The sequence below is a fragment of the Hungatella sp. SB206 genome (assembly GCF_051132295.1).
GTDB lineage: Bacteria > Bacillota > Clostridia > Lachnospirales > Lachnospiraceae > Hungatella > Hungatella effluvii.
The window spans coordinates 5,840,126-5,864,000 of sequence record NZ_CP096603.1 but is presented as its reverse complement, the minus strand read 5'-3'; the positions used below and the strand labels follow the sequence as shown (position 1 = coordinate 5,864,000).

General features: G+C 51.8%; 24 protein-coding genes and 1 tRNA gene. 21 read left to right on the top strand and 4 right to left on the bottom strand.

Features of this window, described 5'->3' with window-relative positions; translation table 11 throughout:
• Positions 1 to 132 precede the first annotated feature (132 nt).
• A complete protein-coding gene (locus M1L66_RS26005; protein WP_434688792.1) occupies positions 133 to 1,485 on the top strand; it encodes an MFS transporter in 1,353 nt (450 codons plus the stop codon).
• A gap of 16 nt (positions 1,486 to 1,501) precedes the next feature.
• Positions 1,502 to 2,383: an alpha/beta hydrolase gene (locus M1L66_RS26000; RefSeq protein ID WP_434688791.1), complete on the top strand. Its 882-nt coding sequence runs from the start codon at positions 1,502 to 1,504 to the stop codon at positions 2,381 to 2,383.
• Here the strand turns inward: M1L66_RS26000 and M1L66_RS25995 are convergent.
• Complete coding sequence (locus M1L66_RS25995) at positions 2,374 to 2,574, bottom strand: hypothetical protein (RefSeq protein WP_434694333.1); 201 nt, start codon at positions 2,572 to 2,574, stop codon at positions 2,374 to 2,376. The two genes, M1L66_RS26000 and M1L66_RS25995, sit on opposite strands and share 10 nt — an antisense overlap.
• Before the next feature lie 189 nt (positions 2,575 to 2,763).
• The gene (locus tag M1L66_RS25990; RefSeq protein WP_187024621.1) at positions 2,764 to 3,207 is read right to left on the bottom strand and encodes a PTS sugar transporter subunit IIA; all 444 of its coding nucleotides are present in this window, start codon (positions 3,205 to 3,207) and stop codon (positions 2,764 to 2,766) included.
• Positions 3,208 to 3,449: 242 nt separating this feature from the next.
• On the opposite strand from M1L66_RS25990, the gene M1L66_RS25985 reads away from it, so the two are divergent.
• The 19 genes from M1L66_RS25985 to M1L66_RS25895 all read left to right on the top strand — a co-directional run bounded on the left by M1L66_RS25985 (position 3,450) and on the right by M1L66_RS25895 (position 23,078).
• Positions 3,450 to 5,216, top strand: coding sequence for a sensor histidine kinase (locus tag M1L66_RS25985; protein ID WP_187024622.1), 1,767 nt, complete (start codon positions 3,450 to 3,452; stop codon positions 5,214 to 5,216).
• Entirely contained in the window at positions 5,213 to 6,079 is an 867-nt protein-coding gene (locus tag M1L66_RS25980) for a response regulator transcription factor (RefSeq protein WP_187024623.1), read from the top strand. The genes M1L66_RS25985 and M1L66_RS25980 overlap by 4 nt, the downstream gene beginning before the upstream one ends.
• A 163-nt stretch (positions 6,080 to 6,242) precedes the next feature.
• The gene (locus M1L66_RS25975; protein WP_187024624.1) at positions 6,243 to 7,634 is read left to right on the top strand and encodes an ABC transporter substrate-binding protein; all 1,392 of its coding nucleotides are present in this window, start codon (positions 6,243 to 6,245) and stop codon (positions 7,632 to 7,634) included.
• 67 nt (positions 7,635 to 7,701) lie between these two features.
• Entirely contained in the window at positions 7,702 to 8,565 is an 864-nt protein-coding gene (locus M1L66_RS25970) for a carbohydrate ABC transporter permease (protein ID WP_434688790.1), read from the top strand.
• A complete protein-coding gene (locus tag M1L66_RS25965) occupies positions 8,565 to 9,413 on the top strand; it encodes a carbohydrate ABC transporter permease (protein WP_055654372.1) in 849 nt (282 codons plus the stop codon). The genes M1L66_RS25970 and M1L66_RS25965 overlap by 1 nt, the downstream gene beginning before the upstream one ends.
• A 37-nt stretch (positions 9,414 to 9,450) precedes the next feature.
• Positions 9,451 to 10,539, top strand: a complete 1,089-nt coding sequence (locus tag M1L66_RS25960) for a glycoside hydrolase family 88/105 protein (RefSeq protein WP_187024626.1) — start codon at positions 9,451 to 9,453, stop codon at positions 10,537 to 10,539.
• Between the two features lie 52 nt (positions 10,540 to 10,591).
• On the top strand, positions 10,592 to 11,641 hold the full coding sequence (locus M1L66_RS25955; RefSeq protein ID WP_434688789.1) for a zinc-dependent alcohol dehydrogenase: 1,050 nt from the start codon (positions 10,592 to 10,594) through the stop codon (positions 11,639 to 11,641).
• 16 nt (positions 11,642 to 11,657) lie between these two features.
• Positions 11,658 to 12,644 (top strand): SMP-30/gluconolactonase/LRE family protein, encoded by a 987-nt coding sequence (locus tag M1L66_RS25950; RefSeq protein ID WP_187024628.1) that lies wholly within the window; start codon positions 11,658 to 11,660, stop codon positions 12,642 to 12,644.
• A 9-nt stretch (positions 12,645 to 12,653) separates the two neighbouring features.
• Entirely contained in the window at positions 12,654 to 14,240 is a 1,587-nt protein-coding gene (xylB, locus tag M1L66_RS25945; RefSeq protein WP_434688788.1) for a xylulokinase, read from the top strand.
• On the top strand, positions 14,233 to 15,396 hold the full coding sequence (locus M1L66_RS25940) for an iron-containing alcohol dehydrogenase (protein WP_434688787.1): 1,164 nt from the start codon (positions 14,233 to 14,235) through the stop codon (positions 15,394 to 15,396). The genes xylB and M1L66_RS25940 overlap by 8 nt, the downstream gene beginning before the upstream one ends.
• A gap of 21 nt (positions 15,397 to 15,417) precedes the next feature.
• Positions 15,418 to 16,104 (top strand): deoxyribose-phosphate aldolase, encoded by a 687-nt coding sequence (deoC, locus tag M1L66_RS25935; protein ID WP_434688786.1) that lies wholly within the window; start codon positions 15,418 to 15,420, stop codon positions 16,102 to 16,104.
• 188 nt (positions 16,105 to 16,292) lie between these two features.
• Positions 16,293 to 16,889, top strand: coding sequence for an AAA family ATPase (locus M1L66_RS25930; protein ID WP_187024632.1), 597 nt, complete (start codon positions 16,293 to 16,295; stop codon positions 16,887 to 16,889).
• A gap of 205 nt (positions 16,890 to 17,094) precedes the next feature.
• The gene (locus M1L66_RS25925) at positions 17,095 to 18,261 is read left to right on the top strand and encodes an aminotransferase class I/II-fold pyridoxal phosphate-dependent enzyme (RefSeq protein WP_187024633.1); all 1,167 of its coding nucleotides are present in this window, start codon (positions 17,095 to 17,097) and stop codon (positions 18,259 to 18,261) included.
• Positions 18,258 to 18,731, top strand: a complete 474-nt coding sequence (locus M1L66_RS25920) for a VanZ family protein (protein ID WP_243270526.1) — start codon at positions 18,258 to 18,260, stop codon at positions 18,729 to 18,731. Before M1L66_RS25925 ends, M1L66_RS25920 begins: the two co-directional genes overlap by 4 nt.
• On the top strand, positions 18,715 to 19,467 hold the full coding sequence (truA, locus tag M1L66_RS25915; RefSeq protein WP_187024634.1) for a tRNA pseudouridine(38-40) synthase TruA: 753 nt from the start codon (positions 18,715 to 18,717) through the stop codon (positions 19,465 to 19,467). The genes M1L66_RS25920 and truA overlap by 17 nt, the downstream gene beginning before the upstream one ends.
• Position 19,468: 1 nt before the next feature.
• Positions 19,469 to 20,647, top strand: coding sequence for a cation diffusion facilitator family transporter (locus M1L66_RS25910; RefSeq protein ID WP_187024635.1), 1,179 nt, complete (start codon positions 19,469 to 19,471; stop codon positions 20,645 to 20,647).
• Positions 20,648 to 20,724: 77 nt separating this feature from the next.
• The gene (locus M1L66_RS25905; protein ID WP_002602284.1) at positions 20,725 to 21,297 is read left to right on the top strand and encodes an RNA polymerase sigma factor; all 573 of its coding nucleotides are present in this window, start codon (positions 20,725 to 20,727) and stop codon (positions 21,295 to 21,297) included.
• Positions 21,298 to 21,331: 34 nt separating this feature from the next.
• A complete protein-coding gene (locus M1L66_RS25900; protein WP_434688785.1) occupies positions 21,332 to 22,867 on the top strand; it encodes an anti-sigma-I factor RsgI family protein in 1,536 nt (511 codons plus the stop codon).
• Positions 22,868 to 23,006: 139 nt separating this feature from the next.
• A tRNA-Gln gene (locus tag M1L66_RS25895) sits at positions 23,007 to 23,078 on the top strand.
• Between the two features lie 149 nt (positions 23,079 to 23,227).
• Here the strand turns inward: M1L66_RS25895 and vapC are convergent.
• Together vapC and vapB are read right to left on the bottom strand one after the other, a co-directional pair.
• Positions 23,228 to 23,626, bottom strand: coding sequence for a type II toxin-antitoxin system tRNA(fMet)-specific endonuclease VapC (gene vapC, locus M1L66_RS25890; RefSeq protein WP_187024637.1), 399 nt, complete (start codon positions 23,624 to 23,626; stop codon positions 23,228 to 23,230).
• A complete protein-coding gene (gene vapB, locus M1L66_RS25885) occupies positions 23,623 to 23,853 on the bottom strand; it encodes a type II toxin-antitoxin system antitoxin VapB (protein ID WP_187024638.1) in 231 nt (76 codons plus the stop codon). The genes vapC and vapB overlap by 4 nt, the downstream gene beginning before the upstream one ends.
• Between the last annotated feature and the right edge of the window lie 22 nt (positions 23,854 to 23,875).

Sequence of the window (23,875 nt, the reverse complement as noted above, 5' to 3'; positions counted from 1 at the left end):
GAAGAATAGCGGTTGTATTTTCATGTACAGGTCAATATATGGATGTTTTTGGCTAAAATACGCAAGGAATTCCCTGTCCGTCTCCGTTATAATGAGGATTATAAAAAATCAAGTTACAGGAGAGGGGAAGCAATGGGAAAAAAGAAAACCGGTTTATCATGGTCAGAAAAAATTTCTTATGGTATGGGAGACTGCGGCGCCAATGTGACAGTAGCCCTGTGTTCCACATTTTTGACTGCGTATTATACGGACACTGTGGGGATCGCTGCCGCCGCGGTCGGCACTATGATGCTGCTGGCGCGCGTGTTCGATGGGGTTACCGATATTATCATGGGGGCGATTGTCGATAAGACGAAGACCCGCTGGGGCAAGGCAAGGCCATGGGTGCTGTGGACGGCGCCGCTTATGGCGATCGCTCTGATCCTGGAGTTTAATGTTCCCGGAGGCTTAAGCGGGAATGGAAAGCTGGTCTATGCGTATCTGACCTATATTTTCCAGAACTGTATCGTGTATACAGCCAACAACCTGCCGTTTAACGCACTGCTGTCGCGCATGACGCTGAATGTTCAGGACCGCGCCTCCGCGGCGACTACGCGTTTCGTCATGACTCAGCTTACAACGCTGATTATCAATGGGGTGACAGCAACCCTCTTGTCTACGGCGGGATGGTTCTGGCTGTCGATTATTTACGGCATCGTAACATTTTTTATGTGTCTCATCTGCTTTCTGGGTACCAGGGAGCATATCGGAGAAGACGCGGAAACCGGTGTGGTTCAGGTGGAGAATGTTCCGCTGAGTACAGCACTGCCGGCACTTTTCAAAAACAGGTATTTTTATATTCAGAGTCTGCTGTTTATGTTTCTGTATATTGGAATCGTCAGTACCGGTTCCACAACATTCTATTTTTGCAATATCGTTTTAAATAATCTGGGTTACTTAACCTACATATCCATGGCGACTACGATTCCGGCCATCATCGTGAATCTTATGCTGCCGAAGGCCATTCAGAGATACGGAAAATGGAAACTGATGATTGGCGGTGCATTTCTGATGGCTCTGGGCGGGCTGATCATCGGTGCGGCCGGTTCCAGCTTCCCGCTGGTTCTTCTGGGGCTGATCATAAAAGGAACGGGAATGGGACCAATCATGTCCGGTATCTTTGCAATGACCGCGGATGTCGTGGATTACGGTGAATGGAAGACCGGAGTCCGCTCGGAGGGACTGGTCAACTGTTGTACATCCTTCGGTATGAAGGTTGGAATCGGCCTCGGCTCCGCCCTCTGCACCTGGATCATTACCATGGGCGGATATGACGGGACCGCCGCGGTGCAGCCGGCTTCCGCTGTTACTATGATTCGGTTCGGGTTTGGATACAGCGGTGCGATCATCGCGGTGATCTGCCTGGTTCTGTGTTTCATGATGAATATCGATAAGTATATTGCGTCGATTCAGAATGACCTGGAAGCAAAACGGAATATAAAATAGAGAGGTACAGATAACTATGTCAGAAATGAGTGATACAATTCGTAGACTGTTTCGGGAGGGGGATGAACGGCGGGATGCCGGTCTCACCACACCGGAGGGAATCCGGCGTTTTGACGATATCGTCTATGGGGAAGATGCAGAGCGGCAGATTCTCGATGTATACCGTCCAAGAGACAAGGCGGGGGTACTCCCGGTTATTGTGAGTGTTCATGGCGGCGGATGGGTGTATGGTGATAAGGAGAGGTACCAGTACTACTGTATGGATCTGGCATGCCGCGGATTCGCAGTCGTAAATTTCACCTACCGTCTCGCGCCGGAATATAAGTTTCCGGCGGCGCTGGAGGACACAAACCGGGTGTTTGCCTGGGTGCTGGATCATGCGGAGGAATATGGCTTTGACCGGACGCGGGTTTTCGGTGTGGGGGATTCCGCCGGGGCCCACAATCTGGGACTTTATGCCGCTGTCTGCACAAACCCGGAATATGCGGCAAAGTATCCCTTTCAGCCGCCTGAGGGATTTGTGCCGACGGCTGTTGCACTGAACTGCGGTGTCTATCGGGCACCAGTCTCCGAAGACGAGAAGGACCAGAGCAATCTGCTTATGGCGGACCTTCTGCCGGAGAGAGGGACGAAAGAGGAATACGAGAAAATCAGCCTCGTGAATTACGTGACCAGTCAGTATCCGCCGGTGTTTCTCATGACGGCTGCCGGAGATTTTCTGAGAGAACAGGCGCCGCTTCTGGTGGAGAAGCTGATGGAGTTTGAGATTCCGTTTGTATACCGGTATTATGGCAGCGCGGACCGGCCTCTGGGACACGTGTTCCACTGCAACATCCGCCTGCAGGAGGCTTCGCGGTGCAACGATGAGGAATGCGGTTTTTTTCGAAGCTATTGTTGATTCACCGCGGCCATCTGATCCAGAATAGTGAGAACTTCGGAGAGTTCATATATGCTGTAATCAGCAAGTGTACGGTCAAAATGAAAACGGTCGTCGATGAGCGCAGCTACGGTCATACCGGCTCCGTGGCCGGCCATGATACCGTAAGTGGAATCTTCCACGACGAGACATTGTGACGGTGTACACTGCAGGACGCCTGCCGTATGCAGATAGATTTCCGATTCCTACTGGTCGATGAGGCGAGAGCCAGCAGATAGCCCCGGTCTTTTATTTCTTTTAGAAGGCCGGGTACCATTTCTTCAGACACTGAAACGTGTGGTTCAAATATACGATTTCACTGTCGATCAGAACACCGTCCATATCAAAGATCACTGCTTTTATTATCTGAAATTATCCTCCTGCTCTTTCCTGTCACTCTTTTCCTGTTCCGACCGGTACATTCCGATCTGTGCCTTTCCGGTAGCAACCATCTCTCCGGCAAGCGCGGGCGCGTCATTGTCCAGTCCCATCCTGCATCGAATGGCCAGTTCCAGCGCCATACCCAGATTAATTCCATATAAAACCGTCAGCCGCGGGTCTGTATCTGTCAGCGCGGCGGCACATTTATAAGGAGATCCGCCGATCATATCGCACAGTATGAGAAGCTCGTCACAAGTCTGCATGGTTCCGACTGCATCTTTTAAATGTTCCATCAATGTGTCCCAGCTTTGCCCGAATTCAAAATCCACGGCAGCCAGCAGCTCCTGATGTCCAATCAGCAATTCCAGCGCGCTGACCAAACCGGAGGCAAACTGCCCATGTCCTGTGATAATCAATCCTGTCATGCATTTCTCCATTCTTTTTGTATTTGCCGCAGCTTTTATTTTATAATCTCCTATATCATATACTATATACAAAAAAAGCGCAATTCCCCGTCCCTTTCCGGATGTAGTTTTTCCTGTTTTCTCCCCGGTTTTCAAAAATGTCAGAAAACCTAATAATTTCCACCAAAAACAGAATTGCTATCTCTTTAGGAAACGCTTAGAATAAAATCAGAACATTCTGTTAAAAATCGGGGGATTGCAGTATGAAAATTGGAAAAAAGATACTTCTGACCAGTGTATCCTTGATTACAGCCGGTATTCTGGCAGCGGGAGGGATTATCAGCTCGGTTTACATAAGACGTCAGCTGGACAGTACGGGGGTGTATGTGGAGACGTTGGTTGACCAGATCGCCGTCAACATCGGAACGAGAACACGGGAATATGAGGATACGATGTTAAATATGGTGCAGAACTGGGATTTGTTCGGCAGCTATTTAAATAAAAAGGACAGTAATATCTATTACAACCGCCGCGCCGTGGCTTCCTTCGTGAATCAGAGAAATACATCGAGGTCGCCAATCCTGGATTTCTACGCATTGGACAACAGCTCAGTGATCACCTATTATGATTATAAAACACAAAGCTTTAAGGATGTGAACCAGGAGATTGCAGACTATATCCGGGTCAACAGAAAAGTAATACCGAAAGGCGCCATTTGGAGGTGTTTTGTCTCAGAGCCGGAAAAGGTCTACATGATCCGGTCTATTTACAGTCCGGTCAGGCTGGAGTATGACGGTGTGATCGCGGTGGGGATCAGCAGGGATATATTTGAACGTCAGTTTCTGGCACTGGAACAGAGCAAAAATGGAAAGGTTACCATCTTAAACCCGGAGGGGGAGGTGATCTTTGGAAGGAACGGCGAACAATTAAATCCTGCGTCCATACTGGAGAAGAGCAGGGAGTCCGGTGATTCCCGCCATTTAATCAGGAGCGGAAGCAGGAGCTATCTGGTCCGAAATAAGGAAACCGAGGACAAGAAGTGGAACGTGATCTATCTTATTAACGAGCAGGAGCTCTTCGGCCCCATGAATCAGATGCTGGTGGCAATTCTGATCGTCTGCTCAGCGACCATACTGGCGGCGGTAATCTGCGCCGCGGTGATCTCTGGCAGTATTACGAGGGGAATCCGCCAGCTGTATGATCACATCCAGCGCCTTAAGCAGGGGGAGTGGACCACGCTCTCCGTCCCCTATTCCAAAGATGAGATAGGCCAGATTACCATTGCATTCAACGATATGGCGGTCAGCTTACAGGACATGGTGGAACATCTGGCCAGACAGAAGCTGGAGACGGAGCAGGCGGAGTATAAGGCGCTTCAGGCGGAGTACGGGGCACTTCAGGCGAGAGTGAATCCACATTTTATTTTCAATGCCATGGAGTCCTTAAATGCTGTTGCCAAATTAAACGGACAGGACACAATCGCCTCCATCTGTACGTCTCTGGGACGGCTGATGCGTGTGGCCATTAACCGGAGAAAGAGCACTGTGACGCTGAGGGAGGAGCTCAGCTATGTCAGTGACTATCTGGAGGTCCAGAAATTCATGATGGAGGACCGGCTGGAGGTGTTTTTTGATGTGGAACCGCAGGCGGAGGAGTACCAGGTGCCTTCTCTGCTTTTACAGCCGCTGGTGGAAAATGCGGTCATTCATGGGGTGGAGAATTTAAGCGAGGGGGCAGTGATCTTTGTCTCGTCGGATCTGATTGCCGGGCCGAAGGGAGAAGGGGCCGTGGTGATACAGATTGCAGATAACGGAGCGGGAATGGACGAGGAGACTCTGAAACGATACTGCGATTTTTCTGTCAGTGCGGAGGAAGACAGTTCCAGCCATTTCGGCCTGGTAAGCGTAGAGAAACGGATAAAAATTCTGTACGGGCAGGAGTACGGAATTACAGTGTCGAGCCAGGTGGGGAAGGGGACTGTCGTGAAGGTAGTCCTTCCTGCCATCGACAGAAACGGGGGATTTACATGATTAAAATTATGGTAGTCGATGACAATGCTCTCGTCCGGCGGGCTGTCTGCGAGACTATTGACTGGGCGGCCATGGGCTGCGAAATCGAGGGAAGGCTGACGAATGGGATCGAGGGATTCCGATATGCGAAGGAGCATCATCCGGATATTATTATCACCGATATTAAAATGCCTGGAATGGATGGCCTGGAGATGGTTAAGGCCTTGAAAGTGGAGTACGATACGTTTGCGTCGATTGTCATTACCGGTTTTGACGAGTTTCAGTATGCACAGCAGGCGCTGCGGCTGGGGGCGGCGGATATTCTGTTGAAACCGATTGAAAATAAGGAACTGGTGGAGACGGTGAGGCGGATTGCCAGAGGGAGCATGGAGGGGAGGTACGGAGTCGGAGGCCTGAAGGGAGAAAGAAATCTGCCTGGAGAAGGAAAACCGACCGGAAATGTAAGCCTCAATGGAACGTGCAGCCTGACTGAAAATCAAATCCTGACTGAAATGACCCGAGAGGGGAATATGCAGTATCTGGAAGAGAAGAAGGAGGAGCACTACGCCATAGTGGTGCGCCGGGCGCTGGCGTATATGCGGGAAAACTTAAGCAGGAAGATCACTCTGACGGAACTGGCCGACTACGTAGGATTGTCGGCGGCTCATTTAAGCCGGCTGATCAAAAAAGATACGGGGAAGAGTTTTATTGACGTTCTCAATCAGATTCGCCTGGAGACAGCGGTCCAGCTGCTCCGTGAGGGCAGATATAAGGTCTATGAGGTATCCAACATGGTGGGAATCGACAATTATGCGTATTTTTATCAGTTCTTTAAAAAAGAAACGGGAAAATCACCGACGGAGTATATTCAGAACGGAACGTAATACATTTATTCCGATCGGGCGTCCGCCTGGTAATTTGGCATCGCAGATAAAAAAATGTCATAATAACTAATAAAATATCATTTTTATTAAATTGTTTGTGCATGTTGAATGATATACAATAGTGTCAGTGGGAACCCCAAGAACAAAGAAAAGGAGAAGAGATATGAGAAAGAGAGAAAAAAGATGGGTTAGTCTGGCACTGGCGTCATGTATGGCCATCGCGGCTGTGACGGGATGTAGCTCGGGATCCGGGAAGACCGGAGAGACGAAGAGTGCTGCCCAGGCAGAGGCAGAAACAAAAGCAGAGGCAAAGAAGGAGGAGGGTAAGGAAGAGAAAAAAGAGGAGAGCAAAGAGGAAGTTACACTGACATTTCTTCACCACATGGGGGAACAGGGGAAGAAAGACGGACTGGTAGCGCTGTCGGAAGCATTTACGAAGAAGTATCCGAACATAAAGATCGAAGTGGAGTTCCTTTCCAGAGATGATTTTATCAATCAGTACAAACAGCGGGTAGCGGCGGACAATGCGCCTGATTTCATCAATTACCGGCCGTTTGAGACGCCGGAGGTCATCGAAGCCGGGCTGGTGGAACCGCTGGATCCCTCCATTTTCCCGGATAATATCGACAAGAATTGTATCGATTCCATATCACTGGACGGAAAGATCTATGGAATTCCTCTGGACAGAGGCGGATACGGCTTCTATTACAACAAAAACATGCTGGAGAAGGCAGGAGTGAAGCCGGAGGATTTAGATACGATGTCGGGAGTTTTAGAGGCCTGCCAGAAGATAAAGGATGCAGGAATGGTTCCGCTGGCTTCCGGTTATGCGGAATCCTGGACAGAGAATATCATCATTGAGGGCCAGACTTTTACGGGACCGATGGTTGCCGATCCGATGATTTTTGAGAAACTGATGAGTGGGGAAAAGAAATTTTCCGATTATCCGGAGTTTGTGGACATTATTACGCACGGTCAGAAGCTGGTTCGCGATTACGCGCTGGTAGATGAGAAGGCGGCAAGCCAGCAGGCTTCCGACCAGTATGCGCAGTTTGGACGCGGCGACGCAGCCATGATGATGCAGGGAACATGGGCGATCTCCGATATCCGTATTGCACAGAAGGCAGCAGGCAATACGGATGAGTTTGGATTTACGTATTATCCATGGTCTGATGATCCTGCAAAGAACTATATGCCGGCCAATGCCGATGACTCCTTCATGATTTCATCCGGGAGCAAGCACATGGAAGAGGCCATGCTGTTCGCAGAGTTTGTTCTGACACCGGAGGCGGGAAAAGTATGGGCCAACGCATCGGGCTGTATCAGTGCTCTCTCGGGCGTCAGTGCGGATAATCCGGATCCGCTTCTCACGATCTTTACGGAGGTTCTGGACGAAAAGGGATACTATTTTGAGATGAATCCGGGCCTGGCGGGCCAGTATTACCAGGATTTTGACAAGATCTATATCGAGGGAAGAATTGCGGGGGATTCTCCGGAGACGGTGATCGAGAAGTGGCAGAAATCATTTGACAATATCCGGGCAACAGGGGGCTGACGGGAATTGACGAAAAGGGAGCGGCCGGAACGCGGCGGCTCCCTTTTTTAGAAAGGAGGCGTATGCTATGAAAGGCAGATGGAAGTCTGTTAAGAGAAACAGTATTGATTTCATGTTTTTACTCCCGGCCGCCCTGGTATTCCTTTTCGTCATCGCAGTCCCGTTTTTTCAGGCGTTCGGGATTGCGTTCACAAACTGGAACGGTCTGTCGAAGGAGTATGATTTTGTGGGGCTTAAGAACTTAACCGCCCTGTTTCACGATACACAGACGATCAATGCAGTCTCCAATACTATGGAGTACACAGTAATTACCTGCATCGGCGTCAACATCCTGGCACTGGCCATAACCGTAGGATTAAATTTAAACGTCGCAGGCAACCGGTTCTTGAAAAGCGCCATGTTCCTTCCGATTATCGCCAGCCTGGTAATCACGGCTTTTATCTGGCAGAGAATTTATGGAGACGTATTTCCGGTGAACTTCGGCATTGTAAGCCCTCTTACCAGGCTGACCACGGTGATTCCGGGAATTGCCCTGATGTGTCTGTGGCGGGATACGGGGCTGGCCATGGTGATCTACAACGCCGGTATTCAGTCGGTGCCCGGAGACCTAAAGGAGGCGGCCCGAATCGATGGGGCAAACGCGTGGCAGTCCTTCTGGAACGTGACATTTCCCATGCTGGCCCCGGCCTTTACCACCTGTGTCACACTGTGGCTGGGGTATGGGTTAAAAGTCTTCGACTATCCGAAGGCGGCAACGGGTGGGGGACCGGGAAAGGCGTCCGAGACGTTTTCCCTGTTCGTATACAATCATTTCTTCACGAATAACAGGGCTGGATACGGGCAGATGGCCGGCCTGGTGATGCTGATCTTCGTAGTGGGAATCACGGGAGTGGTTACGAAGCTGCTGCGGAAGAGGGAGGTGCAGCTGTGATGGGAAAGAAATTACATACGGCCTCCGGCCGGCGTTTTATCCTGCTGAGCCTGGTCATGTGGTGTGTGACGATTCTGTTTCTGGCGCCGTTTTACGTCCTGATTATCTATGCGTTTAAGCCGAGGGAGGCGACTATGCTCAAGAACCCCCTCGCATTTCCGGATACGCTCTATCTTCAAAATTTTGTGGAGGCGGTGCAGAAATCTGATTTCCTGAGGGCCTTTACCAATTCCACGGTATCTACCGTGTGCGGAGTCGTTGTTCTGGTTCTCATCTGTTCCATGGCGGCTTATATCGTGGTGCGGCGGGGAAACAACCGGTTTTACGGAGTCTGGCAGTACATTTTCCTGGCTTCCGTCATGCTGCCGTTTCAGACCATCATGTTTCCGCTCTATAAGAATCTTATGAACCTTCATCTCTTAAACAGCCGTCCAGCCTATGTGCTCGTGTCTGTGGGATTTCAGATGGGATTTGACATCTTCCTCTACTGCGGCTTTATCAAAACCGTTCCGGTGGAGCTGGAGGAAGCGGCGGCGATCGACGGATGCAGCAGGATGGGGACCTTTTGGAGAATTGTTTTTCCATTATTAAAGCCGGTTACCATGACGGTTGTCGTATTATCGGCGCTGGGAATCTGGAATGACTATCAGATCGCCCTGGTTGTGGTATCCAAGGAGGCCGTGAGGACACTGCCCGTGGCGCAGCAGTCATTTATCGGGCAGCAGATCTCGTATCTGAATTTGGCGTCTGCGGCGTGCCTCCTCTCGATTCTTCCCATGTTTTTCTTATTCCTGTTTTTACAGAAATTCATCGTGCAGGGAGTGACCGCGGGGGCGGTTAAGGGATAGTTGGGCTTTATCAAAATGCTCAGGAAGGAGATGCAAAATGAAAATAAATAGAACGGATCTGCCCGGAAGGGCGCGGGAACTGGCGGCGGCCATACAGAAACGGTATCCGGAGGCGGATGAGTATCCATACCGTTCCTGGAGCTATCCGCAGGGCTATCTTTTGATGGGATTTATTCATTTATGGGAGAAAACCGGGGATGAGCTGTACTACCAGTATGTGCTTGCATACTGTATGGACCATGTAGCAGAGGACGGAAGTGTCCGGGGCTTTACGGGATGCAGCATGGACGACATGATGACTGGGGCCGTGCTGGTCTGGATGTATGAGCAGACGGGGGAGAAACGGTTTGAGAAGGCATGCAGAAAGATCCGGGAAACCTACCGGGATTATCCGCGGACGAGAGAAGGAGGTTTTCTTCATAACCGTACCGAGTTTCCGGGAGAAATGTGGGTGGACGGCGTCTTTATGGGGCAGATGTTTTTATGCCGGTACGGTGCCGTATTCGGGGAGACGGAGTGTTTTGACGAGGCGGTGCTGCAGCTGGAACTGATTTACCGGTACTGCCATGTGCACGACGGTCTTTTGGTACACGCCTACAGTGAGGGCTGTCTGGCTCCCTGGGCCGGTCCGGACGGCAGATCAGGATGTGTCTGGAGTGAGGGACTGGGGTGGTATGCCCTGATTCTGACTGAAGTTCTCGATCTCCTTCCCGCCGGTTATGAGGGAAAGAGAGCGGTGGAGGATCAGCTGAATCAGCTGCTGGCCGGCCTGGAGAAATATCAGAATCGGGAGAACGGTCTGTGGAGACAGGTAGTGGACCGGACTGATGACGTGGATAACTGGTGCGACACCTCGGGAAGCGCCATGTTTTTGTACACCTGGAAATGGGCGGCGGATAAGGGAATGGTGCCGGAGGAGACGGCGGAGCCTGTCTTAAGAAAAGGATACGAAGGGCTTCTTGCCCGCATCGTCCCGGGGGAAGACGGGCTGCCTGATGTCCATACGGCGTGCCAGGGGCTCTGCGTCCAGAAATGTTATGAGGACTATATCCATTATCCAAAGACCGTAAATGCACAGGAGGCGGTATGCGGCTGTCTATGGGCTCTGGTGGCAGCGATTGGTTAGGATCTGCTTGAACAGACCAATGCATTCCGGGCAAACAAAAAAGGAGAAGCGTATGAAAGCGTTAATTGTAGATGGGGAAGGCCGTTTATCGGTGGAAGAGATAAGCATGCCGCAGATTGGCCCGTGCCAGGCTCTTGTGAAAATGGAGAGCTGCGGGGTATGCAACGGAACGGATAGTAAGCTGATTCACAGGACATTTAAGAATTTCCACACATACCCTGCCATACTGGGGCACGAAGGTGTGGGAAAAGTGGTAAAAACGGGAGAATTTGTGGAAAACCTCCATGTGGGCGACCGTGTGCTGCTCCCATTTCTGGAGGAGGCGGCCGATGGATACATTCCGGGCTGGGGCGCCTATGCGGAATACTGTGTGGTGGGAGATGAGAAGAGTGCCATCCGCCATGGGATGGGTCCTGGCACAAAACAGTGGAACGAGGCCTATGCAGCTCAGACCGTTATACGGCCGGAGGATCGGGTGGATGCGGTGGGCGCTTCTATGATTATCACGTTTCGGGAGGTCTTAAGCGCCATCCGAAGGTTTGGATTTCAGCCTAATGAGACCGCAGTGGTATTCGGTGCGGGTCCGGTAGGACTCTGTTTTACCAGGTTTTTAAAGCTGCTGGGGCTTAAGACGGTCATCACTACGGATATTCTGGAGGACAAGGTGGAGACAGCGAGGCGGATGGGGGCTGATTACGCGTTTCATTCTGCCTCCTGCAATGTGACGGAGGAGGTGAAGCGGATTTTCCCGGATGGCGTGGATTATGTGGTGGACGCAGTGGGCGTCAATGCATTGATTAACGAGGCGATGGGGCTGGTGAAATACAACGGAAAAATCTGCTGCTACGGTATCTCTCCTGAACTGTCCATGAAGCTGGACTGGAGCAGCGCTCCCTATAACTGGACGCTCCAGTTCGTGCAGTGGCCCAGTAAGAGGGGGGAAGGGGAAGCCCATTCCCAGATTATGGCGTGGATTAACCAGGGGGTCCTGGATCCTATGGACTTTATCTCCGATGCGTTCCCCTTTGAGCGGATCACCGACGCATTTGAACTGATCGAGGCGAAGAAGCCGGATACGAAGAAAATCGTGGTTCGATTTTAGAAATGGAGGAGTTGGAATGAGAGAGAGCAGACTGTTTTGCACGCTGCCGGAGTACGTATGCACACCTGACGGGATGGCAGTAGACCGCCATGGAAATCTGGTGCTGTCCTGCCCGAATTACGCGGATGACAGCATTTCCGGCTGTGTGGTCCGCATCGATAAAGAGGGCCATGTGCGAAAGTGGTTCGACGTACCGGTTCATCCGGAGACCGGGGTGGCCAGAAATATGGGGATCGCCTTTGATGACGAGTGGAATCTCTATCTCTGCGACAACCAGGGCTGGAGTGAACGGGAAGAGCTGCTGTACAAGGGCAGAATTCTGAAGCTCACGGTAGATGAGGAAGGTAACATCTTAAAGACTGTCGTCGTGGCGGAACACATGGAGCATCCTAACGGTATCCGCATCAGAGGCGGGTACATGTACGTCACACAGAGCTATCTGCATCCGGTTAAGAGGCCGGATGGAAAGTTGGTGAGCTGCGTATACCGGTTCGGCCTTGACGAGGAGGGGATTCAGATTACCAATACCCTGGAGGACCGCCATATCTTCGCCACCTTTGTGACGGAGAATCCGGACTGCCAGTATGGCGCCGACGGGATCGTCTTTGATCAGGAAGGACGGCTCTATGTGGGGAATTTCGGGGACGGAGCCGTTTACCGGATTACGTTTAAGGAAGACGGAAGCCTGGACGAAAACACGCTGTTCGCCCGGGATCCGGAGGAGCTTAAAAGCACGGATGGCATGATATTCGACGAGGAAGGAAACTTGTATATTGCGGATTTCTGTGCCAATGCGATCGTGCAGGTGACACCCGGAGGAACGGTACGGCGGATTGCCCAGAGCCCGGACTGCAAAGGCGCGGACGGGGGACTGGATCAGCCAGGGGAGCCGATTGTATGGGACGGCCGGATTATCGCTTCCTGCTTCGACCTTGTGACGGGACCGGGAAAGGTGAATTTAAAACATGAAATGCCGGCTGCGCTGGTGCAGCTGCCGCTGTAAGGAGGCGCCATGGGACAGGGAACTTTAGGAAATGCGGAAGGCTGCGGGGACAACTGTATTCTGGCCCACGATCTTGGAACCAGCGGAAATAAGGCCACACTCTATCGCGCAGACGGAACGCTTATAGCCAGCTGTGTCCACGAATATCCAACGAGTTACCCGCAGCCGGGGTTTGTAGAACAGGACCCGGAGGACTGGTGGAATGCAGTCTGTGCGTCGACGAGAGAACTTTTGGAAAAAAAAGGGATACGTCCGGAGAGGATAGCCGCCGTGTCCTTCAGCGCCCAGATGATGGGCTGCCTGCCTGTGGACCGGGAGGGAAATCCCCTGCGCCCGATGATCATCTGGGCGGATACGAGAGCGGTGGAAGAGGAACGGTGGATGGTGGAACGTATCGGTATGGAGCGCGGATATGAGATTACGGGCCACAGGCTCAGCGCCTCCTATTCCGCGGCAAAGCTCTTATGGGTGCGCCGCCGCGAGCCGGACGTCTATCGCCGCTGTTATAAGATGCTGCATGCCAAGGATTTCATCATCTGCCGTCTGACGGGGAAGTTCGTGACGGATTACAGCGACGCGTCGGGAACGAATCTCTTCGATATCCGGGCGAAAATGTGGTCCGAAGAGATATTAAGGGCACTGGACCTCGATGAAGAGCTGCTTCCGGAGCTGCATCCATCGACCGATATCGCCGGGGGCGTGACGAAAGCAGCCGCAGAGGCCACCGGACTTTTGGAGGGAACGCCTGTCGTGATCGGAGGCGGGGATGGAAGCTGCGCCTGTGTCGGGGCCGGTGTGGTGGATGAGGGGAGTGCCTATCTGGTGCTGGGATCATCGTCCTGGATATCGCTGGCGTCGAGGGGGCCGTTATTCGATCCTGAGATGCGGACATTTAACTGGGTTCATTTAGACCCGGAGCTCTATACTCCCTGCGGTACCATGCAGGCGGCAGGCTATTCCTATCAGTGGTACCGCAATACGCTGTGCCGCGGAGAGATGGAGGAGGCCGCGAAAACGGGAGAAAGCCCTTATGAGCGGATCAACAGGGGAATCATGGAATCCATACCGGGAGCGGGCGGTCTTCTATACCTGCCCTATCTTCTGGGGGAGCGCTCACCGCGCTGGAATCCGGATGCCAGAGGCGCCTTTTTGGGCATGTCGGTGACGATTGGAAAGCATGACTTATCCAGGGCCGTGCTGGAAGGCGTTGGTTTCAATCTGCGGGTTATTTTAGAGAGTATGCGGCGGGAACGTGAGATGAAGGAGCTGATGCTCATCGGCGGAGGCGCCAAGGGGCAGACGTGGCCCCGGATTCTCTCGGATATCTTCCAGATGCCATTAAAAATACCGGCATACCGGGAGGAGGCAACCAGCATGGGCGCGGCGGTGTGCGCCGGCGTGGGCGTGGGAATATACCGGGATTTCTCCGAGGCGAAAAAAATTAACACCATCGTGGATACGGTGATGCCGAGGGAGGAAAACCGTCTGCGGTACGACCGCCTGTATGAGATATTTAACCATGCGTATGACGCTCTGACGGGAGTCTATGGCGAACTGGGGGCTTATCGAAAAGAGATGGGGGAAAAACATGAATAATTTTATCTGGTACAATCCTACCCGCATCCTGTTTGGAAGGGGTACCCATAACGAGGCGGGGCGGGAAACGGCTGCTTACTCCAGGCGGATTCTGCTGCTGTATGGAGGAGAGAGCTTAAAAGCTGCGGGGACGTACGGTGCGATCACAAAATCACTGACAGAGGCTGGTGTGGAATACCGGGAGCTGGGGGGCGTCCGTCCCAATCCCAGACTGTCGCTGGTGCGTCAGGGGATTTCGCTGTGCAGGCGAGAAGGGCTGGATTTCGTGCTGGCAGCAGGAGGAGGCAGCGTGATCGACACGGCGAAGGCCATTGCGGCAGGCGTCTTATATCCGGGCGATGTGTGGGATTTTTACCATACTAAGAAGCGGCCGGAGAAAGTCCTTCCCACGGGGGTGGTCTTAACCATTCCGGCGGCCGGGAGCGAAAGCAGTGACGGCAGCGTGATTACGAGAGAGGAGGAGAATGAGAAGAAGTCGTTCTGCTCACCGCTTTTGTATCCGAAGTTTGCCATTTTAAATCCGGAGCTCTGTTACACACTTCCGAAACGGCAGATTGCAGCAGGGAGCGCCGATATACTGGCCCATGTGATGGAACGGTATTTCTCTCCCAATGGGAACACGGAGCTGTCAGACCGTCTCTGTGAGGCGGCCATGAAGACGATCATCCACAATGTGCCGCTGGCATTAGCGGATCCGGACCGGTACGAGGTCTGGGCCGAACTCATGTGGGCGGGAAATGTGGCCCACAACGGACTGTTGGGAAAAGGAAGGGAAGAGGACTGGGCCAGCCATAACATTGAGCATGAGCTGAGCGCCCTCTACGACATTGCCCACGGAGCGGGGCTGGCCATCGTATTTCCGGCGTGGATGAAGGCTGTGAGCAGGAGAAATCCGGAGCGTTTTGCACAGTTTGCGGAAAGGGTATTCGGAATCGAAGCGGAGGATAAGCGGGAGGATGAGATGGCCGCGCTGGGAATCAGCTGCCTGGAGAATTTCTTTAGGAAACTGGGGCTTTTTACCACGCTCTCAGAGGCCGGAATTGATGACAGCCAGTTTTCGCGAATGGCCGGGCGTGCAGTTGCGGGCGGCAGCCTGGGAAGTATGGAAAAGCTGGACCAGACAGCGGTAATGGAGATTCTGGAGCTGGCCAGATAAGGAATGAGGAGGGAGACAGACATGAAGATAACGCCAAAGGAACTGGCCGGGTATTTTGATCACACCCAGCTGAAGGCCTATGCGGTACGGACTGATTTTGAGAAGCTGTGCAGGGAGAGCAGGGAATACGGATTCCGGATGGTAGCCATCAATCCGGCCCCGGTGGCTCTGTGCAGAGAGCTGCTTTCCGGCTCCGATGTCCATGTGGGAGCCGCCATCGGTTTTCCGCTGGGGCAGACGACGATCAACGACAAGGCCAGTGAGACGAAAGAGGCCATCCGAAACGGGGCCGATGAGATCGACTACGTCGTAAACCTGACGGAGCTGAAAGAGAAGAACTACGGATACGTGGAGCGGGAGATGGCTTCCATCGTGGAAACGTGCAGGGAGGCGGGAGTAATCTCCAAGGTCATCTTTGAAAACTGCTATTTAACGGATCAGGAGAAGGAGGCGCTCTGCCGGATTGCCCTGGAGGTGCGGCCTGATTTTATCAAGACCTCGACTGGCTTTGGCAGCGGCGGCGCCACGACAGCTGATATCATGCTGATGAAACGGATGGTGGGAGATGCGGTGAAGATAAAGGCGGCGGGGGGAATCCGTACGCTTGACACGGCGCTTGAGATGATCGATATGGGGGTGAGCCGGATCGGATCGACGGCCAGTGTTTCGATCGTGGAGGAACTGAAAGCGCGGCAGCGCGAGTCCTGAAGTATGTTTGTCATAATCTGAAGAGACTCTTATAAAGACTCCCGGACAGGCACACAGAAACGGTATGCAAAATGGTGTACAGAAACAGCCGGATGTGGTACAATGCAGGTATGAGTTTTAGCACATACATCGTACACATGCGGCCTGTTTCAGCCGTTTTGAGTGCTCAGGACAAGGAGGAATGATTTATGGAAAGAGCGATTACAATCAGTCGTGAATTTGGAAGCGGCGGACGTGAACTGGGAGTGAAACTGGCTGAGAGTCTGGGAATTCCGTTTTACGATAAGGAATTGATTTCCATGGCTGCGGAGGAGAGCGACATGTCAGAGGACGCATTTCTTCATTATGATGAGAACATGCCATTCATAAAAGATCCGCTGGACCGCCATTTTTACTCGCCGTTTTCTTCCATCTATCAGGTTCCCATGTCGGATCAGATCTTTTTGGCGCAGTCCAGGGTGATTCGGAAGCTGGCGGACCAGGGCCCCTGTGTGATCGTTGGACGGTGCGCGGATATGGTTCTGGAGAACAGTGTGAATCTGTTCATTTACGCCAGGATGAAGGACCGGATCAGACGTATGAATTCCTTGGAGACAGGCGTCGATCCTGTGAAGATGGAGAGCAGAATCCGCGAGGTGGACCGGAAACGGAAGGATTACTATCAGTATTACACCGGCAATGAGTGGGGAAAGGCCCAGAACTACCACCTTTCTCTGGAAAGCGGTCTGGTAGGCGTGGACGGCTGCCTGAAGGCGGTCCTGGCCTATTTGGAATCGGTGCAGTAGGATAAATACGATATGCCCCGGAGCGGGACAGGCCCGATGCAGTACGCAGAGCTGCGCGGCCGTGAATATGGATATCAGATTCCTCAGAAGTCGGGCAGCCGGCTTTTGGGGAATTTTCTTGTATTATGTCCACCTTTGTACTATAATAATATACATTATGGATTTTGATAAAATCTTGATGGAAGTGCGAGGTGGAAAGAAATCGATGCAGTTTGCTGAGAGAATGGACCGATTCGGAGAAGGAATATTTTCTAAATTACTGGAGATAAAAAGACAGAAGGAAGAGCGGGGAGAGACCGTGATCGATTTAGGCGTGGGGGCGCCTAACATACCGCCGGCCAGACATATTACCGATGCCCTGTGCGAAGCGGCAGCGGATCCGAAGAATTACGTCTATGCCATCAGCGACCAGAAGGAGCTTTTGGAGGCGGCAGCCCAGTGGTATGAGAGGCGCTACGGCGTGAGCCTGAAACCGGAGACAGAGATCTGTTCTCTTTTGGGATCTCAGGAAGGACTGGCCCATATTGCGCTGTCTGTTGCCGATGAGGGAGATGTCGTTCTGGTTCCCGATCCCTGTTATCCTGTTTTTGCGGATGGTCCTCTTCTGGCGGGTGCCACCCTTTTTTATATGCCTCAGAGAAAGGAAAACGGATACATCATCGATGTGAGCGAGATTCCGGAAGAGACGGCGAAAAAGGCGAAACTCATGGTCATTTCCTACCCGAACAATCCGACCACGGTCATGGCACCGGACTGCTTTTACGAGGAGGTCATCGCGTTTGCGAAAAAGTATGACATCATCGTCCTGCACGACAACGCGTACAGCGAGCTGGTATTTGACGGGAAGACGTGCGGAAGCTTCCTTCATTTTCCAGGTGCGAAAGAGGTTGGCGTGGAATTTAACTCCCTGTCCAAGACCTACGGGCTGGCAGGCGCGAGAATCGGCTTCTGTGTGGGCAATGAAGAGGTAGTGAGCCACTTGAAGATGCTGAAATCTAATATGGATTACGGCATGTTTCTGCCTGTCCAGAAGGCGGCGGTCGCGGCGATTACGGGAGACCAGGCCTGTGTGGAGACCACGAGAAAGGCCTATGAGCGCAGGCGGGACGCCCTGTGTGACGGGATGACGGAGATCGGATGGAAGATGGACAAGCCGGAGGCCACCATGTTCGTGTGGGCAAAGATACCGGATAATTTTTCCGATTCCACCTCCTTTGCCATGGAACTGGCCGAAAAGGCAGGACTTCTGGTCACTCCGGGAAGCGCCTTCGGACCTTCCGGCGAGGGATATGTGAGGCTGGCCCTCGTCCAGGATGAGGACGTACTTAAAAAAGCGGCGAGGCTGGTCGATGAAAGCGGTATGCTGCGATGAAAATGAAGAGGAGACAGTATCTCTGGAGTGCCGCGGCGGTGCTTTACGTGCTGTTTATTTTTTCCAATTCCATGAAGACGGCCGACCTCTCCTCCGCGGACAGCGGGGCGGTGCTTAAGCTGGTGCAGCAGGTTCTGACAGCGGGAGGCGTGGACAGCACGATCATTACGGAGCATGTGATCCGCAAGACGGCGCATTTTACGGAATACGCCGCGCTGGGAATACTGCTCTGCCTCTGTTTTCGGACGTTTGCCCTGTCACTGGACAGGCGCGTTCTGTCTCAGGTGCTTGTAAGCTTTCTGGTGCCGTTTACCGATGAGACAATACAGCTTTTTGTGGCTGGCCGGTCAGGACAGATCAGCGATGTCTGGCTGGACTGTGCGGGAGCGGCCTTCGGAACCGTGGTATTTATGGCAGCTGCACGGATTTTAAGCAGGACGGGAGTAAAAAAACGTGATAAAAAATTATAAGATAGTTCTTCAGTATGACGGAAGCCGCTATGACGGCTGGCAGAAACAGGGCAATACGGGAAACACGCTTCAGGGTAAGCTGGAGGGGATTTTACTGAAACTCACCGGCCGGCCGGTGGAGGTGCACGGATCGGGGCGGACAGACGCCGGAGTCCATGCTCTGGCCCAGACGGCTAATTTCCATGCAGATACCGGTATGACGGAAGACCAGATCAGGGCATACTTTAATCAGTACCTGCCGGAGGATATCGCCGTGCTTTCTGTGGAGACGGTGCCGGACAAGTTCCACAGCAGGTTGAATGCTGTGAAAAAGACGTATTTATACAGGATTGAGATGGGACTAAAGAAGGATGTATTCGAGCGGAAGTACTGTTACGGACTCGGAAAATCTCTGTCGGTGAAACGGATGGAGGAAGCGGCGGCCTGTGTTCTGGGGGAACACGATTTCAAGAGCTTCTGCGGCAACAAAAAGATGAAAAAGTCCACAGTGAGGACGATTTCGGATATCACATTTGAAAAAGAAGGAACGAAACTGTTGATCCGCTATACGGGAAACGGTTTTTTATATCATATGGTCAGAATTCTCACGGGAACGCTGATCGAGATTGGGCTAGGAGAGCGCAGTCCACAGGAAATGAAGGAAATCCTGCTGAAACTGGACCGACAGGCAGCCGGCTTTACGGCGCCGCCGGAAGGTCTGTTTCTGGAGCAGGTTATGTATGAGGACAGGGAGTAACATGACAGATTTTTTAGTGAAGACATTTGTTAAGGATTATGAGAATACAGGAGATATCGGCGTGAGAACGGAGTATGGCCTGATGGCCAGCACCGTGGGCATCTGCTGCAATGTGCTTTTATTTGCGGCAAAGCTGTTTATCGGACTGCTGATCAACAGTATTTCCGTCATGGCTGACGCATTTAACAACTTATCGGATGCAGCCTCCTCCATCATCGGCTTTATCGGCGTGAAGATGGCGGGCAAGCCGGCGGATGAGGACCATCCCTTCGGACACGGCCGGGTGGAGTATATCGCGGCGTTTATCGTGGCATTTATCGTCATCCAGGTGGGTTTTTCGCTGTTTAAGACGTCTCTTGGCAAGATTCTTCATCCGGAAGAGATGACGTTTAAGTATATTTCCATAGTTATTCTTCTTATGTCCATCTGCGTGAAGCTGTGGATGGGAATGTTTAACAGAAAGCTGGGAAAGAGGATCCATTCCTCTGTCATGATGGCGACCGCGGCGGATTCCATGGGCGATGTGGGCACAACATCAGCGACCATACTGTCCATTCTGGTTTACGGAATCTGGGGGCTCAATATCGATGGAATCGTGGGCCTTATCGTGTCGCTTATCGTCATGTGGGCAGGTGTCGGGATTGCCAAGGACACTTTGGCGCCCCTGATCGGAGAGCCCATCGATCCGAAGCTTTACCGGGAGATCACGGAATTTGTTGAAAGTTTTGACGGAATTGTGGGGAGTCACGATCTGATCGTACATAATTACGGGCCTTCCAGAAGCATGGCGTCGATCCATGCGGAGGTACCGAATGATGTAAGCATTGAAAAATCCCACGAAATCATCGATTATGTGGAGCGGGAGGCACAGCGCCGCTTCGGTATTTTCCTTGTGATCCATATGGATCCCATCGAGACGAAGGACTGCAGGGTAACGGAATTTAAGGAAATGGTGGAAGCTATCGTTAAGAGCATCGATTCCAAATGCAGTTTCCACGATTTTCGTATGGTTGAAGGTGAAAAACAGATTAATCTGATCTTCGATCTGGTCGTTCCCAGGGATTACGACAGGGCGGCGAGGGAACAGATCAGGACAGAGATAACAGAGAAGGTAGCAGAGCGGGATAGCAGGTGCTGTCTGGTCATGACGACAGAAAGCGGCTTTGGTGTGGAAGAATAAGGAAACAAAAAAATTTCCATAATATGCAATAAGAAGACAGCATCCTGCATTAACTTAGTAGAAAGGAAATCGACTCCATGTTGTTTATGGGTATGATGAGCCTTGATGGGCCGGAAGACTACGGCCGGTTAAGCGATGAGGTGCTCCTTAATAAGGTTGGAACGGGAGACCAGGAAGCGTTCAGACAATTATATCAGAATACAGACCGGTCAATTTACGGGTTTATCCTGTCTATTGTAAAGAATCCCCAGGATGCCGAAGAGATCATGCAGGAGACCTATATAAAGGTATGGACTTCCGCTGCGGGTTACAAGTCCCAGGGGAAGCCGCTGGCATGGATGTTTACCATAGCCAGGAATCTATGCTACATGAAGTTTCGCAATCAGAAGCATGAGTCCGATATCGCATTTGAGGATCTGGAAGGCGAAGAGACAGGGGAAGTATGCCCGGAGATTGAACAGGCGGCGGATAAGCTGGTTTTGGCCGCGGCGCTCAAGATCCTGAAAGAAGAGGAGAGGGAGATTGTCCTTCTGCACGCGACTGCCGGGATGAAGCACCGGGAGATCGCAGCTTCATTAGGCATGCCTTTGGCTACCGTCCTGTCTAAATATAACCGTGCAATGAAGAAATTAGAAAATTATCTGACATAAAGATCAAGGAATAAAAAGAGAGGAGGAAGTGTTCATGTTTCACAAAACCGACAGACAACTGAACAGAGAACAGATAAAAGCGCATTTGAAGTCTGCGGTCATGGACCTGACTCCGAATGTATTGGATAAAATCGATTTGAGTGTGCCCCAGATGGCAGCGGAGGAGCTGCATGAGGAGGCGGGAAGAGCCGTGAGCTCCATCACTGTGATGCGAAAGCGGATGCGCGTGGTTGCAGCTCTGGCCGCAGCGTGCCTCTGTATGGTGGCAGTCGCCGGAGGCACATATACGTACCGCAACGGAAAAGTGGACTCCGTGATCGGCATCGATGTCAATCCCAGCGTGGAGCTGTCCGTGAACCGGAAGAACCGGGTGTTGGAGGCAGCGCCGCTGAACGAAGACGCGAAAGCCATTATGGAAGACATGAATCTAAAGGGTGTTGATCTTAATGTGGCGGTGAACGCGGTGATCGGTTCCATGGTGACCCATGGCTACCTGGATGATCTGGACAACGCCATTCTTGTAACTGTCTCTAACGACAGCGTCAGCAAGGCATCGGCCCTGCGGTCGTCGGTCGTGAATGATATTCAGAATTCCCTGGAAGAAAATCAGGTGAAAGCCGTGGTATACGACCAGCAGGTCATCGAAGAGGACCATGTGAAGGCGCTGGCGGACGATTACGGAATATCCTATGGAAAAGCATATTTTTTGAAAGAACTGATCGATCAGAATCCGGCTCTGACCATGGAGGACATGGAGAAGCTGGCTCCCCTGACCATGGAGGAGATTGCAAAGGAGATTACGGAGCGTTCCTATGCGGTAGGAGGCCACGCAGGTGTGAGCGAGGATATGACCACCACCGCCCAGACGACCACGCAGCCGGTCACGACAGTGCCTGTGACAACAGAGGCGACGACAGAGGAAACGACGACGGCGGAGGAATCCGAGACCGAGACGGGGAATCAGACGACAGCGGCTCCGGTTCCGCAGACGACAGCGCCGGCTCCCACCGATCTGCCGGTGATGACGACAGAGGCGCCGACGACGGAAGCGCAGGTGCCGGTCTCAGACGCGAAGATCAAGATCGATTACGTCGATTATGAGAATGGTGTGGTGACAGTCAACTTTAAGACAAAGGTAAAGTGGAAGAACCCCACCGTATCGGTAAAGGATGAGGGTGGAACCACGTATTCCGCCATGGTAGGCGATACGGACAGCTCCACCTGTGAGATCTACGTAAGCGGCCTGGAAGGCGGAAACTCATATACGTTCGTTCTCGGCGGAATATCCCCGAAGAACGGGAAGCAGACGACAGTGAAGGGAACCTTCGAGACTCCGGTAATCGGGGATGGCGATGCCAACGAGGAACCGGTAATGCCGCCGGATACAGAAGAAACAAAGGAAACGGAAACACAGCCTCAGATCACGGAATCGTCTGAGGCTTCTGCCACATCAACGGCCGAAACAGAATCCGTACCGGAGACGGAGAGCACCCAGGCCACTGAGCCCACGACGGATGCACCGACCGAACCACAGACCCAACCGCCGGCTGCTGCGACGTCTGCGGTGTAATGCGAACCCTGTCATTTGCTGCACACGAAATATGGTCTAAACTGTTTGATTTGAAGGAATAATAAAGAAAATAGAAAAAATATGGAAAAAGGGCTTGACGAGGAGAATATGGTATAGTATAATACAACCGTTGTGTTGATGGGCTATCGCCAAATGGTAAGGCAACGGACTCTGACTCCGTCATTTCAAGGTTCGAATCCTTGTAGCCCAGTTAAAAAGCTTTTAAGCATAAGATCTTGTGCTTAAAAGCTTTTTTATTTTCCAGGATTAGGGTGTCAAAAGGTCATTAATCTTTTGACACCCTAATCCTGGAAAATAAAAAAGAAGCTCCATATAGGAACTTCTTTCTCATATAATTTATTACGTCCAATCTTCTATCTGTAATCCGGTGACACGTGCAAACTCCCTTGTATTATTTGTCACAAGCACAAGGTTCTGTGATTTGGCATGTCCCGCGATTAACAAATCCATGGGGCCAATCGGCGTGCCTTTTTTCTCCAGTTCAGCCCTAATCTCCCCATAAACCTCCGCAGCGCGGCTGTTAAAATCTAAAACAGTAATTGCAGATAAAAATAAAGACATCGCAATGCGGTTTTTTTCTACGGCTTGGCTCTTTTCTACACCATGCATGAGTTCCGCGTATGTTATCACGGAGATACATAAGTCTTCAGGGTTCTGTGCCAGTACTTTTCTGATCACCGATTCCGGCTTGTTTTTTATAGCATAAATACAGATGTTTGTATCCAGCATGTATTTCATAAAACTTCCCTCTCCTGCTCTACAGAATCACCGCGCCCTTCATTCATAAAATCGTCAGAAAACAAACTCAATCCGCTTAAAAAACCGGCCCATTTATTTTCTGTCGGCATTAAAAGTACTACGTCTCCTATTTTATTAACTGCGACCTCCTCACCCTGGAAGCGATATTCCTTCGGCAGCCTTACGGCCTGGCTTCTACCATTTTCAAATAATTTTGCTGTCATCATTATGATACACCTCCTTATGGTT